At 36.9% G+C, this 16,833-nt stretch carries 16 protein-coding genes; 2 read left to right on the top strand and 14 right to left on the bottom strand.

The features are described from left to right. Positions 1-535: 535 nt before the first annotated feature. The 6 genes from E7X56_RS10240 to E7X56_RS10215 form a co-directional block, all read right to left on the bottom strand. Positions 536-1,276 carry a 3-oxoacyl-ACP reductase family protein gene (locus E7X56_RS10240; RefSeq protein WP_135606664.1) on the bottom strand — a complete coding sequence of 247 codons (741 nt, stop codon included), beginning with the start codon at positions 1,274-1,276 and terminating at the stop codon, positions 536-538. Positions 1,277-1,348: 72 nt separating this feature from the next. Beyond that, positions 1,349-2,317 (bottom strand): NAD(+) synthase, encoded by a 969-nt coding sequence (nadE, locus tag E7X56_RS10235; protein WP_135606663.1) that lies wholly within the window; start codon positions 2,315-2,317, stop codon positions 1,349-1,351. A gap of 80 nt (positions 2,318-2,397) precedes the next feature. After that, the gene (locus E7X56_RS10230; RefSeq protein ID WP_371413370.1) at positions 2,398-3,306 is read right to left on the bottom strand and encodes a hypothetical protein; all 909 of its coding nucleotides are present in this window, start codon (positions 3,304-3,306) and stop codon (positions 2,398-2,400) included. A gap of 85 nt (positions 3,307-3,391) precedes the next feature. Beyond that, complete coding sequence (locus E7X56_RS10225) at positions 3,392-4,870, bottom strand: class I adenylate-forming enzyme family protein (protein WP_135606661.1); 1,479 nt, start codon at positions 4,868-4,870, stop codon at positions 3,392-3,394. Positions 4,871-4,874: 4 nt separating this feature from the next. Further along, the gene (locus E7X56_RS10220; protein WP_135606660.1) at positions 4,875-5,120 is read right to left on the bottom strand and encodes an acyl carrier protein; all 246 of its coding nucleotides are present in this window, start codon (positions 5,118-5,120) and stop codon (positions 4,875-4,877) included. A 1,410-nt stretch (positions 5,121-6,530) separates the two neighbouring features. Next, entirely contained in the window at positions 6,531-7,427 is an 897-nt protein-coding gene (locus E7X56_RS10215; protein WP_135606659.1) for a DUF1616 domain-containing protein, read from the bottom strand. A gap of 316 nt (positions 7,428-7,743) precedes the next feature. On the opposite strand from E7X56_RS10215, the gene E7X56_RS10210 reads away from it, so the two are divergent. Continuing rightward, positions 7,744-8,541: a M48 family metalloprotease gene (locus E7X56_RS10210; RefSeq protein WP_167879521.1), complete on the top strand. Its 798-nt coding sequence runs from the start codon at positions 7,744-7,746 to the stop codon at positions 8,539-8,541. Positions 8,542-8,556: 15 nt separating this feature from the next. Then, complete coding sequence (locus tag E7X56_RS10205; RefSeq protein ID WP_135606657.1) at positions 8,557-8,775, top strand: hypothetical protein; 219 nt, start codon at positions 8,557-8,559, stop codon at positions 8,773-8,775. Between the two features lie 11 nt (positions 8,776-8,786). Here the strand turns inward: E7X56_RS10205 and artC are convergent, their stop codons facing one another. The 8 genes from artC to E7X56_RS10165 form a co-directional block, all read right to left on the bottom strand. Further along, positions 8,787-9,638 (bottom strand): archaeosortase C, encoded by an 852-nt coding sequence (gene artC / locus E7X56_RS10200; RefSeq protein WP_244603494.1) that lies wholly within the window; start codon positions 9,636-9,638, stop codon positions 8,787-8,789. 282 nt (positions 9,639-9,920) lie between these two features. Next, positions 9,921-10,952: a DUF354 domain-containing protein gene (locus E7X56_RS10195; RefSeq protein WP_135606656.1), complete on the bottom strand. Its 1,032-nt coding sequence runs from the start codon at positions 10,950-10,952 to the stop codon at positions 9,921-9,923. Further along, positions 10,949-11,431, bottom strand: a complete 483-nt coding sequence (locus E7X56_RS10190) for a DapH/DapD/GlmU-related protein (protein ID WP_135606655.1) — start codon at positions 11,429-11,431, stop codon at positions 10,949-10,951. Before E7X56_RS10190 ends, E7X56_RS10195 begins: the two co-directional genes overlap by 4 nt. Before the next feature lie 15 nt (positions 11,432-11,446). Next, complete coding sequence (locus E7X56_RS10185) at positions 11,447-12,634, bottom strand: hypothetical protein (protein ID WP_135606654.1); 1,188 nt, start codon at positions 12,632-12,634, stop codon at positions 11,447-11,449. 4 nt (positions 12,635-12,638) lie between these two features. Beyond that, complete coding sequence (locus E7X56_RS10180; RefSeq protein WP_135606653.1) at positions 12,639-13,427, bottom strand: hypothetical protein; 789 nt, start codon at positions 13,425-13,427, stop codon at positions 12,639-12,641. A gap of 178 nt (positions 13,428-13,605) precedes the next feature. Further along, positions 13,606-14,535, bottom strand: a complete 930-nt coding sequence (locus tag E7X56_RS10175) for a polysaccharide deacetylase family protein (RefSeq protein WP_135606652.1) — start codon at positions 14,533-14,535, stop codon at positions 13,606-13,608. Between the two features lie 49 nt (positions 14,536-14,584). Continuing rightward, positions 14,585-16,027 carry a flippase gene (locus E7X56_RS10170; protein WP_135606651.1) on the bottom strand — a complete coding sequence of 481 codons (1,443 nt, stop codon included), beginning with the start codon at positions 16,025-16,027 and terminating at the stop codon, positions 14,585-14,587. A gap of 94 nt (positions 16,028-16,121) precedes the next feature. Beyond that, positions 16,122-16,778, bottom strand: coding sequence for a PIG-L deacetylase family protein (locus E7X56_RS10165; protein ID WP_135606650.1), 657 nt, complete (start codon positions 16,776-16,778; stop codon positions 16,122-16,124). Positions 16,779-16,833 lie beyond the last annotated feature (55 nt).

The following is a 16,833-nucleotide window of genomic DNA, read 5'->3' as shown; positions in this document are numbered from 1 at the left end:
GGTTTGTAACTTATTAATTCTAAAAGCATGTTCAATAGCTGACAACATCGAATCCGTAAGTTCCAAACAAACGGTTCTTGACTATAGTTTCGACATTTTAATACAGATGATGTTCATCTTCAACTAAAAGGGTTTAAGTTGATTATACGTTCGGGCTAATCATGATTGCTGTGTGACTGATGTTTTCTGCATGTTGAGGATGCTTATGATATGCACCTGTCAATGTTTACTATGCATCCATTATAAGTAAAAGGGTTGATAATCTTATGAAGAATTGTTAGTGATAGAATGAAATGGAATCTAACTATAGTTTACAGTTTATAATCCTATTCTCTTCTATTTCTACTGGTCATCTTTACTGATATCTTCTGGTGACCGGACTTCATATTCAAAGAAGTTGCAATGATAGCTGGTGGATTTATTAGTATAGTCTTACTTCTAACTATATACTTGGATTTGTAGTATTTGGAGTTCGATTAAGTGAGGGTCAATAACTTTGGCTTGTCTATTATTTCAATTTGAATTTATTACTTGTTCATATTGTTTGACATCCATCAACAGATATTACCTGACCACTTATGTAATTCCCAAGCTCTGAACTTAAAAATAAAACCACTTTTGCAACATCTTCCGGGTTACCACTTCGACCAAGAGCTATGTTTGATATAATTTTTTCGCGAACTTCTTCTTTAATATCTCTGGTCAGATCGGTTTCAATGAAGCCTGGTGCAATAGCATTTACAGTAATTCCATATCTGCCAAGTTCTTTTGCTGCAGACTTTGTAAATCCGATAACCCCTGCTTTGCTCGCTGAATATGCTGTTTGCCCAGCATTTCCATTTAAACCTATTACAGATGAGAGGTTAATTATTTTTCCAGATCCTTGCTTTCTCATCATGTTTGAGGCGTATCGACTACATAAAAAAGTTCCTTTTAAATTGACATCAATAGTATGATCAAACAACTCCGTACTTGTCATCATCAACAAATTATTTTTCATTATTCCAGCATTATTAACAAGTATATCAAGTTTGGAGTCTCGTTTTTTAATAAGCTCAAACATGTCTTTGACTTCATTTTCAACAGAAATATCTGCTTTTATCATAGTGGCTTGAAGTCCTTTCTCAGTAATGTTGTCTACAAGTTCAGCTGCCTTATCTTCACTTTCTTTGTAGTTAATAATCACATGTGCATGGTTCTCTGCTGCCAATAAAGCCGTAGCTCTTCCAATCCCGCGGCTCGCTCCTGTGATCAGTATTACTTTATCTTTGAGCATGTGTGTCTTCCTGTTTTTAAATAGTTCAAGTTTGAACCATAAAGATCTGATGTCGTTAGCTCTGATCCAGGATCATTTGTCAAGATGGCATATAGCCGGTGGTGATGCAATATATGTAGTTGCACTTCTTACCCTATCAATGTGTCTTTTTGCTTTGTTTATTTTTTCCTCTGATAGTTCTGTATTCTCTTCAATAAGGTCCATCGGCAAGTCATGTTCCTGTGAATATAATAGTTGGTCCATAATATGGATTGGCATACGCCAGTAAAAATCTTCATCGGAGGTGAAATGGCTCCATGTATCCGGGCTAGGGGGCCTTTCTCTTATCTCTTTATCCACGCCAAGTAGGTCTGCTAATGCGTAGACTTGAGTTTTGTAACAGTCTGCCAGAGGTTCGATATCCACTCCGCCATCTCCATATTTAACGAATTGTCCCAAGATATATTCGGTTTTATTAGTGGTACCACATACAAGATAATTGTTTTTTTCCGCGTATAAGTATTGGATCAACATTCTAGATCTCTGTTTCACATTCTGGATACCAATAAGTTCGAGATAGTCCTTTGCTTTCAACCTGTTCTCTGCAATTATCTCGTCATCTTTTACCAGTCTTATGATTGGGATGTTTAACATATCATTGTTTAAGAGGCCAGGCATGACCAGTGAGGTCTTATGGATATCTGGATCATATTCCGGACAGGTTTTCTTTATGATCCGATCCTTTTCACCGTATATGTCAAGTGACTGCAATATTGGGGTAATTGGAACCTCTTCATAGGAAACATTCAATGATTCACAAAGTCTTACTCCAAGTTCTTTGCTAGAAGTAGCTGATTCAGTTTCAGGAAGTAGTAATCCATAAACATTCTCATTGCCCAAAGCCTGAACAGCTAATGTAAGTATTACTGCAGAATCGATTCCTCCTGAAACTCCGACAACAACTCCTCTTTTCTTAAAATCCTTAACTTTTCCTTCGATGAATGTCCTTATCTGAGATGCGTTCTTTTCTGTATCTTTGTTAAGTTCATCAATTATTGTCATAATATTCCCCACTGGAATAATTTGTACTTTGTGCTGTTGCTTAGTCTAGAATATTGTTACATCTCATTTGGTATGGTAGTTTATTCTAGCTCCAAATTAAGTTTCTTTGCAGCCATTTCCATCAATGGTTTTGATAGCTCTTTATGTAATTTCTCCAATCCTTCCTCTTGAGTCATATCCCCGCTTCTCACAAGTCCTGCTATGTCAAAAGCATAGGGATGGATCTCGTATTTTTTGATATGATTATAACAGGCGAATGAATTCAAAAGACAGTTTGTTGAATTGCTGTCGCTGATCTTCGGAGGTTCCCATCCTATCTTCACCAGAGTCTTAATTATCTTATCTTCATTGTAATCCCAAAGGCACATTGGGTGTAACATAATTGGAGTGGTGTCTTTACTGATGCTTTTTATGATCTCATTTTTTAAAAGAAAACTCTCATCCTTGTCCTCTACACCGATATTTTGAAGCTGCTTCTCGAAAATATCTCGGGACCATTTTATGAAATTGACTTGGAGGTCAATTATAGGATTAGGGGCTTGTCCGGAGGTGAATGCAAAAACAATGAATGGTGCTTTATGAATAATTGCTTGTTCTATCAATTTCTGCTTGATGATGCTAATGCATGTGTTGCAGATGTCACTGGCTCGATATCTGGCAAATTTTGAGTATGCGTTGGTAGATTCAGCTGCTTTTCGAAATGTATCACAAAGTAGCTTTTCTTCCATGGTCAGCTTAAAATAATCGCAGCCCACGATCTCACACATCTTTTTTGCGTTAGCAACAGCAGTGTCTGAAATGAAGGCATTATCAAATTGAACTGCAAGGATATTCAGGAATGGGTACTCTTTTTTAAGTTTATAGAGTCCATATGAAGAGTCTTTTCCGCCGGAAAGTGCAAAAATAACATCATATTCTCCTTTTCCGCTGCGTTCTTTAAGCAGGTCTTCTATAATTCCCAAATATTTCTTCTTTTCTTCCGAAGACATGGGTGTATAGCTCTCACAGAACTGGCAAAGGCCACTTTCCTCGTTTATTGTTATACCAGGAATGTCTGAATCTAAAATACATTTCTTACATATTAGCTTTGACATTTTGATACTCCTCTATTATAGACCTGTTAGATATTTTTCCACTTTTACTTAGTGGCAAGTTCTCGATAAGAATTATTTCCAGTGGACACAGGAAGCCAGGCAAATTCTTCCTACAAAATGCATATAGTGTTTCAATTTCTGTATCTGGAGTTGGAATTACCATAAGACTGACAGCATTTCCCAGGTACTCATGATCAACTGGGACGACGAATACATCCGAGACTTCATTATTTTTGCCAATATATTTTTCTACTTCTCTTGGATTTACACGATGATCAGCGACTTTGATCAGATCATCCTTGCGACCTAATAATTTAAAGTAACCATTTGGCAGCCTTTGTGCCAGGTCGCCGGTATACATCCAACCATCTACTATTTTCTTACGGGTAGCTTCCTCATCGTTAAGATAACCTATTAGTATGTTTTTTCCTCTGGCAATTAATTCTCCTGTAATACCGGGTGCAACTGGCTTCTTACTATCATCAACTACATCAAGTTCAACTCCTGGGATTGGTCTACCTATTGCATCAGGGTATTTTTCCAGGTCTGCTGATGGAAGATAGGAAAGTCTTGCTGTTGCTTCTGTTTGTCCATACATCGGGATTATCTCTATCCTGTCATTCAATTGCTTGATCTTTTCGATAATGTCTACTTCCATAGCACCGCCTGCAGATGCAGCAAGTCTGACGTTCTGGAATGATCTCTGGAAGCTGGATGGGTATTTGAGAAGTATGCGATAAGTGCTTGGAACTCCATAAAATATAGTTACTCCAGATTCTACAAGTTTAAAGGTTGATTCGAGGAAAGTAAGACCACCGATTTTAATAGAACCGCCTGCAACCAACTGGGAATTTATTATTGAATTTCCAAAAGCATGGTGTGGAGATATTATTTGTGCAGCTTTGTCTTTTGGTGTTATGCTGAGTACTTCTATTATGGAATTTGCATTTGATATTAGATTTTCATCACCTAGCATGACACCTTTTGGAGCTCCTGTAGTCCCGGATGTGTACATTACGAGCCTTAATAGATCATTATTGTTTTCATGAATGATCTTTTTACGTAAAGTCTTCACAGAGGAATCCTTTGAAATAGAAATCACAGTAGTGAATCCTTCAAAGAAAGCATTTCCAAATCTTGAATATTGCTGATTTGTGACAATAATATTATTTATCTGGTTGCTATCTAGTATCTGTCTAATATTGGATTCTGTCAATTCAACCGGAAGGGGTACAGCAATGCTATCCGATCGGTAGACTGCCATTAAAGCTTGAATATATTCTATACCTGATTCGGCAAGGATTGCAAATTTGCAATGATCGAAATCATCTATTTCTGCTGTTATAGCGTTTATAGCTTCATCAAGAAGACTATAAGAAATAGATTTATCTTTCTCTTCCAGTGCAGTTTTTTGAGGAGTTTCTTTGGCATGTTTTGCAATATATTCGTCGATTCTCATGGTCTCACTTTGTCAATTTTTGGATAGTATTTACAATTCCGCTGATTGAATCAAAATTTTCAGGAGTTAATAGGTCTTCAGGAATCTCTATGGAATACTTTTCAGAAATAAAATCTATAAATTCGATCAATCCAATTGAATCGATAATCCCTTTCATTGTTAAAGAATCATCATCATTTAATTGTGTACCACTGTCCATAAACGATTTATTTTGCAAATATGCCATTATATCTTCTTTAATTTCATCCATGCTTATCAACCCACTTAAATTATTTATTATTTAAATAGCATAATTATGTAGCATTGATTCAAAAAAGCTATGTTGCATCAGTATAAGGAATACTTTATGCTTCACAGCTGTTTGACCTAATTCCCCATAAACAAAATAACTTCAATAGTATATAAGATGTTGTTATGGCAAACAATTTCTTCTATCTGCCAATGATTGGTCTGTAATATTTCAATTAGGTACTTATTTATCCAAATCTATATATTTTGGTATCTAAAACTTATATGTACTTTAGGAGTATTTCGCCATTTAAATGGGAATACCCTTTTGGAGATAGCATATATTGATCTTGTTATTTTTTGAGGCAAAAGCAACAGATAGTACATATCTGTCATTTATAACGAGTTCTTGATGATCGATGTCATTGAGACCAATTTCTTTATTCAAACATGCTAGCATACTCTGATCTGTCAGTTTACAATATGCTTCTCTCAATGTCCAATTTTTTAGTGTATCAACACTATCTTTTTGAAGCATATTTCTTTTAAATTTTGTATTCCACAAACATTTAGAAATATTCTCGAAAAGTATTGGTCTGATGTATTCAACATCAATTCCTGTTTTCAGTTTTGATATTGAGATAGCAGCAAGATTGTCGGTGTATGAGATGCAGATATATATCTCCCTATGTTTATGTACGCAGACGCGCCCGGTATTATTTCGATAGAGGGATATGTCTAACGATGATTTTTTTTTAAGAATCTGCTAAAGAATAAATTTCAGAAACGATCGAGATACAATGAACCTTTTTCTAAAATAATTTGTTTTTAGTGTGTTTAGATATTCTTTTTCATCGCTGCTTAGATTTGATAACTCGAATTGTTCATCCATTTCCAGATCAATCAAAAAAATAAGAGCATCGTTCTTATTCCATAATTTATAGATTGATAAAGAAGATGGAGGGGTTAACGATTCTAATGTTTTAATACCCATGGAATAACCTTTCAGTTTATGATAATAGCAAAGATCATAGCAGGCAATAATCAGGTTTGTAAATATCTATTATGTTCAAGTTAGTTCAGTGGAGATTTATTCATTTCTGTTTAATATTGTTCTGATTGAATATGCTGTGCGCGTCTTGTATGTATCTTTCACAAATATGGATATTATTGCAGTTTTTTTGTTTGAATTGATGGTCTGGAACATGTCGGAATGCTGATCATTATATGCAGGCAAATTCCTTCATATGGCAGTTTAAAGACCACAGTTCTTGAGTCAAAGATACCTTTTTCCTGAATGTAAGTTCCGTTGACATTTGTATTTGTGGATTCGAAGGTTCATCCTGTATCCTGTTCCATGTCAAAGTTCTCAAGAGTCGGAAGTTGATCTAGGGATTCTTTTTCCTCTTCTTCTGCAAGCAGTTGCAGGTATTCATTTGGATATTCCGTGTGTGATCCACAGGTGTACTGAACGATATGGGTTGGTCGTTACAGTTTCTTTGAAAAGAGCGTATTCCAGCTTTGACCTGCCTGTGCGTATTTGCTCAGGGTGATATGTTAATTCCCCTTCCCATTTTTGTCCATATGATAACTTTACATTCACCGTTTCCAGGACCTCTCCATCCAGTCTCATCTGAAGGATATAGTCCATCTCTTTTTTCTCATAGTTCTCTATTCCAACTATGACCGTTATGGGTTCTTCAATAGATGCATTTATAGGATAGTTCTCGGCTTTTCCATCTGGTCCAAGGATATAAAGTGTTGAGAAAACTTCTTCTTCCTGTGTGATCTTAGCGTAAATCAGCATTCCGGACGCAAGTACGATGGAAGCTACAAGTGCTATTGTTAATGCGTTTTTGATCGTTGGTGAAATTGTATCTTTTTCAAGATCGTCATCATCTTCATATTTAACGGATTCAATGAATTCCTTCAACGAAAAAGTAAATTGTTCGTTTTCAGGATATCGGCGTCTGGATATATATGCAAGTGCTACAAGAACTATCGTTACCAAAAGTAGTGATATCGCTATGGAATCCGGTCTGAACAACCATTTTGTCACACTTAATATGTATCCATCGAAGACAGCTATAGCAATACTGAATCCTACACTTAATGTAGCACGTTCTATGTTGCTTATCTCTTCCTTTTTAGGGAACATTATTGAGATGAATGTGTAACCGGGAATTATAAATATCAATGGTAAAGCAAATAATAATCGAAGCGGAGTTTCATTTAATATTGGGGCAATAATGAATATTGTTGCAAGTATCGCAAGGACAATAGCTGCCAGTAGATCCTGCTTATAAACACACTTCTCAGATTTGAACATCTATATTAAGTATTCTTTTAAATGATTTAACTGTTTTCTTTATTTGTTTTCCAAAAGCATATTAATGTCTTGATCTTGCTGTTATAATTCCTGTCATATTTTTATTCGATCGTAACATATTGTGATAGTTGATACTAACAAGTCATTTGTATGATCTTTAAGGCACAATGATAAATTGTATCTGCTATTCATATTTATATTAATATTTCATTAGAAAGCTTTTAAATCATGATACACAATTGTAATATAGGGTCTTAAAAGCCAGTAGTGAGGGATATTTATTAATAACACAATAAAGGTCATCTTCCTTTTCGCTTTGTTCTCAATTCCGATTTCGGTAGTAGTATTTTTCATCTCTGGTATTTTTGCTGCTGAGATCGCTCTTTTGGTATGCTTATATATAAGCTATGGCTTATACCGATCTAGTGGTCGAATTCTCCTGAAATGGTATAATGCAAGGAAGGTTGGTTCGTTAAAAGATATCTATAAAAAAGTAGGTATTTCCCAACCTTACATATATACATTTAATTCCGCAACTCCTCTTATATTTTCAGTGGGTGCTAGTGGGGAATATGAGATTCTTGTTTCCACTGGAGCAATGGAGATGTTCAATGTATCTGAACTTGAGACTCTTCTAGCCCGTGAAGTTGGCCATATCAAAAATGGGGATGTATATCTCAATACTACTGTAGCACTCATTGCTGGTTCGATGATAGCATTGTCAAATGTTGCTTTCTGGATCTCATTATTGATAGGTTCCGGTAAGGAAAATGACCCTCTGCCCAGAGTGATTCGTTTAATTGTAATGGGTATTGTAGCGCCTCCTGCAGCATTGCTGGTAAAGCTTCTGATCTCGCCTTCCCGCGAGTACGCGGCTGATGGTATGGTAGAAAAATTAACTGGTCGGTCACGTATGCTTCCTGAGCTGCTGGAACGTATTGATAATTATATGAATTTACATCCAAGGCAGATCAATCCGGGTCATGTGCACATGTTTCCCCTAAATACGCTACGTATTAGAGATCTGTATGATACACATTTTTCTCTGTTTGATTCTCATCCACATTTAGAAAGCAGAACGAATCGTTTGTTAGAAGGGATGGAATATGATTAATGGAGGTTATCTGTTATGGATCAAATGAAAAACCTGAGGGTTTCAGTGATATTCAGTTTAATGTCATACTCACTTGTTCTTTGTGTAATAATCTTTCTTGATGTTCTCTGGAGGGGGGATTTCATCTTCAAAGAGGTAGCCATGATATCTGGGGGGTATATGGGTCTTGTAATTGTATTCCTGCTGATCGAATTCGTGGTACAACGAATTAAGATCAGAAAACTCGATGTATAAATACATTATAATTATCTTTTTATGTCCATTAGATACATAATTCCTCCTGCAACAACTGCAAAGATTATCCATCCTATGTGGGTGTGAACCATTAGCATGGTGTCTATTCCATATAAATATGCAGTTGTATAGAGTACTATTACGCGTACCAGATTTGAGATATATGCGATCAATATAACAAAAATCGTGAGGTACAGTGTTTTGTTTAAGTCCATTTTTTCAATTCGGCTATAACCAACAACGATCCCTATCAGTAGAAACATCGAATAGAGGCCGGAACAGGGTCCGCCTATTACAATTGTCATTGGTTCTACTCCGCTCAATCGAACCGTTTCGGTTGCAATGATCTCAAGTGGTATTCCAAACAAGTTAACTATTGTAACTGTTGGAAGGAGGATGAGGTAGTGGTCAAACAGGTGTATGAATTCAATACTGTATTTTTCGAACAGGATATAAAATACAAAATAGAGGGGCAGAAAGATACCTGATATATATGAGCCGAATATCCCGATGTGCTTTAACTGAGGTCTATTTGTTCCATATGCCATGAGAGAAAGGCCAAAGAAGAACGTCATAGTATCCAATGTTCCCAGTGTGCTTCCTTTCTTGAGATTGTAGGCAATGTCAGCAATTATGATGAAAATTCCTAGTATTAAATATCTGGCTGAGCTTTCAAAAGAATTTGTCACAGGCAGCTTTATTTGTGTGATCAGGATCGCAGCAATGGCGAATAGAACGATTCCTGCAAATGTGCTTCCCTCGCTAAGTTCTATGGTTGCTCCGATGAATAGGGCAAGTATCATAAGAATTATCACGAGATCTCTGTCCTTGCATATCATTGTTTGATCCTTCTCATGATCCAATATAGGGTTCTATGTTCATCTAATAAACCTTTTAAGTCATTATCAGGCAATTTGCCTTGTTATCCTGCAGGCATATTATGACCATATATTAAAAGTACCCAAATAGTTTACTACAGGCAAGGATATATTCTTTCCGTCCTATCATTTCGATGTTATCTAATATTATGGTAATTATTCAAAATATATCGGAGAAATATGTCTATCTGACTGATATTATAGTTCTCCAATGGAAGAAAATTTTTATTTTGATCAATACAAAGTCAGCCTTTAAGGAACTAGATCTCATATCCTGGCTTCAATAAAATCTGTCAGAAACCTGGTGACATCGATTTTATCTTCAAGTAATGCTTTTCTCTTCTTTTGCCATTCTTCGTTTGTATTTTTATTGATCAACAGTTCAATTGCCTTCTCAACAGCTTTTGCCTGGGCATCTTCAGGATCTGAATATGTATACATGAGGTCGTATTTTTCCTCAAGTTCATCAGTATAGCCCCTTCTGGAAGTTGAAACAAATATCGCTGGTGTCCCAAGTATAGCACTTTCTGTGGCCATGGTAGCACTTTCCCCGATGAAAAGGTCTGCATAGTACAGTAAGTGATGCATCTTTTCAGGAGGAATATTGACTCTATATTCTTCAAGTTCGCCCGGCAATTCAATTTCTGATGAAATAAAAACTCTGGAATATTTTGAAAGTTCCTTCACAACTTCGGATTTATTGGAAAATCCATAATCTTTGATATCATGTGTTGCTCCCCATCCAACAAATCTTACGATTGTAAACCGTTCCCCTTCTGCGAGTCCAAGATGATCAAGTACTTCCGGGTCAGGCTTGAAATAATTTGGATGCAGGTATGCCAATTCTTTATAGCCATCAAACCGCACTTCTTTCTTTGGATCGATCTTTCCCTGATAACTTGTGGAAGCACAGATAGCAGTTGCAAAAGGTGAGCTCAGCCAGCCTACAAGATGGGCATTTTCTGTGTCGATAAGCGCAATATATGGTTTGCGTGTCAGCAGACTTAAGTGTGCCATAGATGGAGAACCTCTGCCTACCAGAATATCAGGCTGGAATTTCCTGGCAATCTGCAACAAACGATAATCAGCTTTTAAGAGTCCGATCGCTTTTTTGAGAAGGTTTTTGTGATTTGGACCTATGACCTCATAATTGAATCCATACTTATCAAGAAGGTCCAGTGTTACTTCCTTATCCTTTGCTGCTACGAATACCTCGTGACCTTCTTTCTGTAAGTTCCACATTGTATTCTTAAAGCAATGTACATGTGCCGGATGGGTCGTCTCAAAAAGAACTCTCATATATTTTTAACCTCCACATTTTTTATAAACCTTGCAGGAACTCCACCAACGATCGTATATGGTGGTACATCTTCCGTTACCATTGCTCCAGCAGCAATAATAGACATTGTTCCAATGGTAATTCCCGGGAGGATAATGGTTCCCGTCCCGATCCATACATCATCTTCAATAATGACCTCCCCAATTCTTCGGGGGTATATCTCTTTCAAATTGGAATTGTTTGGTCCGGATGATACGACAATTGTAGATCCCGTTGCAATTGTCACTCTGTTACCTAATTTAATCAGGCCGGCAAGTGTATTATCAATGACTTCCAGCCCTGATCCTATATATGTATCTTTACCGATCTCCATTCCCAGATGCCTGTATATTTTTACTCTGAGCTTATATGAGAATATTGATTTTGCTATCCTCATTAAGAACGCTCTATAAAAATTTCCAGCTTTTGAATACTCAGGTACATTTTCAATTGTTTTCAATATGATTGCCCCCTGTCATCTGGTCATTAGAAGATATGGAAGGATCAAAGTTTCCACAAGGAAAGGCAATGGATCATCTCTGGAAAGAACTGCATATTCTTTTTTACCTGCCAGTGAGGATAGATAGTTTCTTGTTGATAAGTTACCTTTCAAAATCTCTTTGAAAGATGACCATGTATCCGTATATATGTTGATCCATTTGATGTGTTCTTCGAAGGAGATTGTGATCTCAGGTTCCTTGCCATTCATGTCATTGTATAGCATTGCTATGAAGTCCATTCCTGAACGCCTTGCCAGGCTCACCCAAAGCCAGCTTCGTGCATTTATTTCAATTAGCTTGAACTTTCCGTCTCTGGAATCCTTCTTAAATTCTATTTCAGAGACGCCATAATAATTCATCGCTTTGAGGATCTTTGATCCTAGGTCAACAATCTCAGGTACATTTTTACTTTCTGCAAGTGTAGCTGTCCCAGAACCCATCGGATGCTCCCGGATCTTGTGGCCGGTCCATATTCCTATCGCTTTTCCGTTCTTGAAAAAAGAGCAGAACGAGTACACCGAATCAGTCCCACCCGGTATCATTTCCTGTATCAATATTTCAGAGGGTTCAATATGGGATATCTTTTTCAATATACTTTTAAGTTCCTTCTCAGAAGAAGCATGGAATGCTTTAGCCCCGGTCTTTTGATAGAATCCCAGTCCTTCAACACCTTTTACCAGAACAGGGTACTGTATATTCAGCTGGCTTAATGATTCCTTTTCGGAGATGCTGGAAGGTGATACTGTAGCTGGAACAGGTACCCCATTATTGCTGGCAAGAATATGTGTCAATTTCTTATCAAGTGCAAATTTTGTGATCTCCCATTCAGGGGTAGGTACAATATACCATTCTTCAAGTTTGGTTTTATTCTTTGAGAGAATTTTGACCGCATCATCGTTTGCAGGTATTAGCAAATGATCTTTTAGCCCGTGAAGTTCTGCAATTTCCAATAGGAATGATACAAATTCAGATTTATCTTTCAAACTGGGAGCTCTGATGAATTTGGAGATATATTTTGAGAACCTAACAACAGACAGCCTCTTATCATTAAGCAAATACACAGGCACGTTAAGCTGGCCTATGCTTCTTGCAACACCGAGGGCCTGTACATGATCACCTATCAGGACAATGCCTGGAATTGTATGATTCTCGTTCTTGTCCATATGATCATCTCTTTGTCTTTAAGATGACTAATGTTCTCTTTCCTATGTTCCTTATTTGCTGAAGAAGGAGCCAGAGGACCCATTCTCGTATGCTCATTTTCCAATTAGAGGGATGGATCAGAAAATGTACTTTTTGATTTTTTTCGTTCTTGATACTATCAATAATGTCATCTGTTGTTTCAATATTGTTTGTTCTCAATTTCGAGTCAACTTTGTCCTTTATTCGATATTTTGTATCCACCCAGCTTCTATTCGTATCGGACAAATATGTTACTTCATTGAAATCAATAGATAGGTATGGCTCCCCGATAATTCCGTATTTCTTGTAATCATATCTTTTCCAGATGTCTTTGCTTTCCCACCTGTCAAAAACATGTTCACCTCTTAGTGTACTTCCAAAGACTTTGATCATATTTGAGATTTTGACAACATTCAAACAGTTCCGCAGAGGTCCTCCATGTTGTGCGATCGTATTTACCTCGCAGATGGCTCTAAACTTTTTGAGGTGATTTTCGAATAATTGTATCGCTCTTTCATAATCGCCTTCTGCTTCTCCCAATACTTCATAGTGGTATCCGATCTCATGCCCCAGCTCTGATATCTTTTTTATTAGGTTTACATCAAATACGTTTTTACATATTCTGAAGTAATAAGTGGCTTTAATTCCCATTTCATTCTCTGTCATAGCCATTTTACTTGCATAATAAAGGTCACTTTCATCATCAATATCATGGCGTATGATCACAAAGTTATCAGGTTTCTTTTCTGTTGAGACATAATCTCTTACTGTCAATGAGGTCCGATCTGACAATGCCAGTGCTTTGCAAAGTTCTTCATATTTAGTATACGTAAAATCAAGTCTGTCATGAAAGTGTTGTCTGAAATAAATTTGAAATATATTTGTCACCTCCTGTTAATTATTTAAATTGCATACTCTCTCATGCTTTTGATAGGAGCAATAATTTTATTTCTCATTGACAGTGTGTCATTTGCTGCATCTTATCGATGTTCTTCTCGTATTCTTTTGCATTTATAAATTCAAATCCGTATTCTTTAGCACTCCGGAGTACCTCATCCAGCAATTTAATAGATGGATCTCCAAGGTTCCTGAGTTTCAATTTATGTCGCAATACATCAGCAAAAATATATTCCAGTGTTCCGGAAGCTCGCCTTGTGACCTCGATTTCACCATTAACATCCAGGCATTCATTTGGATGAAATAGAAATACAACCGGTTTATCTGTTTTCGAGGATTCATAGAACAGGAATTTGCGCAAAATCTTTGTGATCGTTGGACTAATTCGCATTGTAGTGCCTATCAAAGGAAGTATTGCTGCTGATATTGGGATTTCCAGCAATCTGGAATCACCGGGATGCATGGGTGATTCATATGACATATAGTAGGGCTTTCTTGGTGCAGTTAACCATTTAAGCTTCTTTTTTGAACCAAATGTCATCGGTCCATCAAATCGTTGGGATGCAACGGAACTGTCTGTTGTAAAACCTGTTTTTTCAAGTGCAAGTACTGTGTCATTGTTGATTCGTAGTGCAGGTGCTCTGAATGATGTGATCTTTCCTGCAACTGGTTCTATGGCTGATTTGGCTTTCTCAAGTTCCAGGATCTGTTCATCAAGGCTTAATATGTCAAAAGCACGGGTAGGCGAATGGTCATATCCATGGCAACCGATCTCATGACCGTGATCTTTGACAAGTTCCATGGATTCCGGATTTTGTTCTGCGAACATTCCTGTAAAATAGAATGTAGAAGAAATATCGTATTTTGATAGCACATCTAAAAGACGTGGCAACCCTTCGTTGAATATCTGATCCGGAATACTTTGATCTTCCCGGTTCAAGGGGATCGAATGATGTTCTACATCATTTGTCATGAGGAAATACATGTTAAGCCCTCCCACAGATATAATTAAATGCTATATTTATTTATATAGTTTAAATCTTAAAAACCTTTCTCATAATTGCTTTTTCTTCATTGGAAAAGGTCTTAAATCCAAATAATGCCACTATGTAGATAAGGGCTGCAGTGATAATTATTACAAAAATATTATATTCAGTAAAATTGTTCAGATAATAAACTGGCATTCCCATTATTATGCATGCCGGAAGACATTTTATAAATATTCGGTGGATTGGGACGGATCTCAGACTGTTAGAGACAAAATAAAATGTCATTACAAATAAGATACATTCTGTAACTACTGTTGCCAGACTTGCTCCTTTGTAACTGTACAATGGAATTAATATGTAATTCATCAGGATGTTTGCTATAACGCAAAATCCCATGCTAATAGTAGATAATCTTTGTTTGTCTATTGATGTCAATAGTACTACAAGGAGATAATTGACCGATCCAATAAGAAGGGCCCATATCAAAATTTGAAGTGCGGGTATCGATCCTATGTATGATGGATCATAGATCAATTGAATTATCTTATCCGCGATGAGTGTGGTTCCAACAGCTATTGGCAGCATCATAACAATTATGAATTTAAGACCGATCTCATAGCTCCTGATCAGTTCCTCTTTTGAGTCTTTAAACAATTTTGACATTATGGGAAACAGGGAGATTATAATTGCATAGGGTACCATTCCAAGCGGTTCTGATAACTTGTATGCAGCAGAATATAATCCAATTGCAATGTCCCCGGCACCACCTTTGATCATCATCGAAAGCATCAGAACATCGATTCTGTGGTATATAATGAGGAACACGCTGGATAATGCAATAGGAAGCGACTCTTTGAATAACTGTTTCCAAAGTTTAAAGCTAATCTCAAATCTGGCCCGGACAAATTTTCTGGCATAAATATAATTCAGTATTGCCCGAAGTAGTTCTGCAATAGTTAGTAAGACGATTATCTGGAACAAAGTGCCTTGTGTTACGATTAGGTACAATACAATTGCAGCAGACAAGACTTTTACGATAAGTTTTGCGGTGACTTCGTATTCCATCTTTAACGTAGTTTGAAAAAATGATCTGTAGTTGTCGCTAAAAGATTGGAATAAAAGCATTATTGATGCTACATATATGTATTTGGTCGTGTCTGCAGGATAATCCATTATGTTTATAACAAGTATTGAAAGAAGAACCGCAACAACTGATAATATTAATTTAATGACATGTGCATTTCCGATCATCTTTGGTATGCTTTTTACATCTCGTGACATCTCACGAACCAGGATATCAGCGAGTCCAAGATCAGTTATGATCCCAAAAAAGGCCAGGTATGCAAAGACAAAGTTGTATTTACCAAACTCTTCAACACCCAGATACCTGGCTAGGTATATTACGACTACAAGTGAGATCAAACGGAAAAGTAGATTTCCCACCATTATAGAAGCTGCATTTCTAGCAACCTTATGAATAGTGCTCAAGATCTCACCAATTCTTATTCATGTCAATTAATGATCGTCAGAGTAGTTTCATTTGTTTTTTCATATATTTTCAGAATGGGGCTAATATAAACTCTCACTCCCTATCCTCAAACATCCTTAATATCTCAAAACATTCCGCATAATCAGAACGGATCTCATATCCCCTATGCCTTGCTTTAGCTTCGACTGCCCGCAAAAAGAAGTCTTCTCCATATTTGTCTACCTGGCTCTTATGTTGCTTGAGTGCTTCCATTTTCTTGTCGAATGTAGAACTTATGTCCACATAGTACTGATTCCGAAATCCCATATATGAACGCCCGGCAGGGTATTCCGGTTCATACATAAATATATTGTTTACATACCTTGCTGCAGATATAACTGCTTGCGTTGTACGTCTATGGTCCTGGTGTGTATCATATGACCAGTGAGTGTATATTGTGTCTATATCATACTCATCTATTACTCTGTTTATTGCTTCTACTGATTCAGATGAATATGGCACTTCCTTTGTTTTGAATCCAAGGTTGATCAGTTCCACTCCCAGGATCTTTGCACCTAGTGCTTCTTCCAAGGCTGCCTCTTCCTTAGTTCTCAATACTTCTCCATTGTAGGATGTATAGGACGATTCAGCCATTACAAGGAGGATAACATTATCGCCTGATTCCACATGCTTTGCCACTGTACCTCCACAATCGATCTCCACATCATCTGCATGAGCACCTATTGCAAGGACATTTCTTGTATGCCTCATTATTTCACCCCCCAAAGCTCAGTTATTGAACTATCTTTTGAGATTCGGCTACAAT

It is taken from the genome of Methanococcoides sp. NM1 (assembly GCF_900774285.1).
GTDB lineage: Archaea > Halobacteriota > Methanosarcinia > Methanosarcinales > Methanosarcinaceae > Methanococcoides > Methanococcoides vulcani.
Note: the sequence above shows the minus strand (reverse complement) of the source record. Positions and strands in the feature narration are given on the sequence as shown.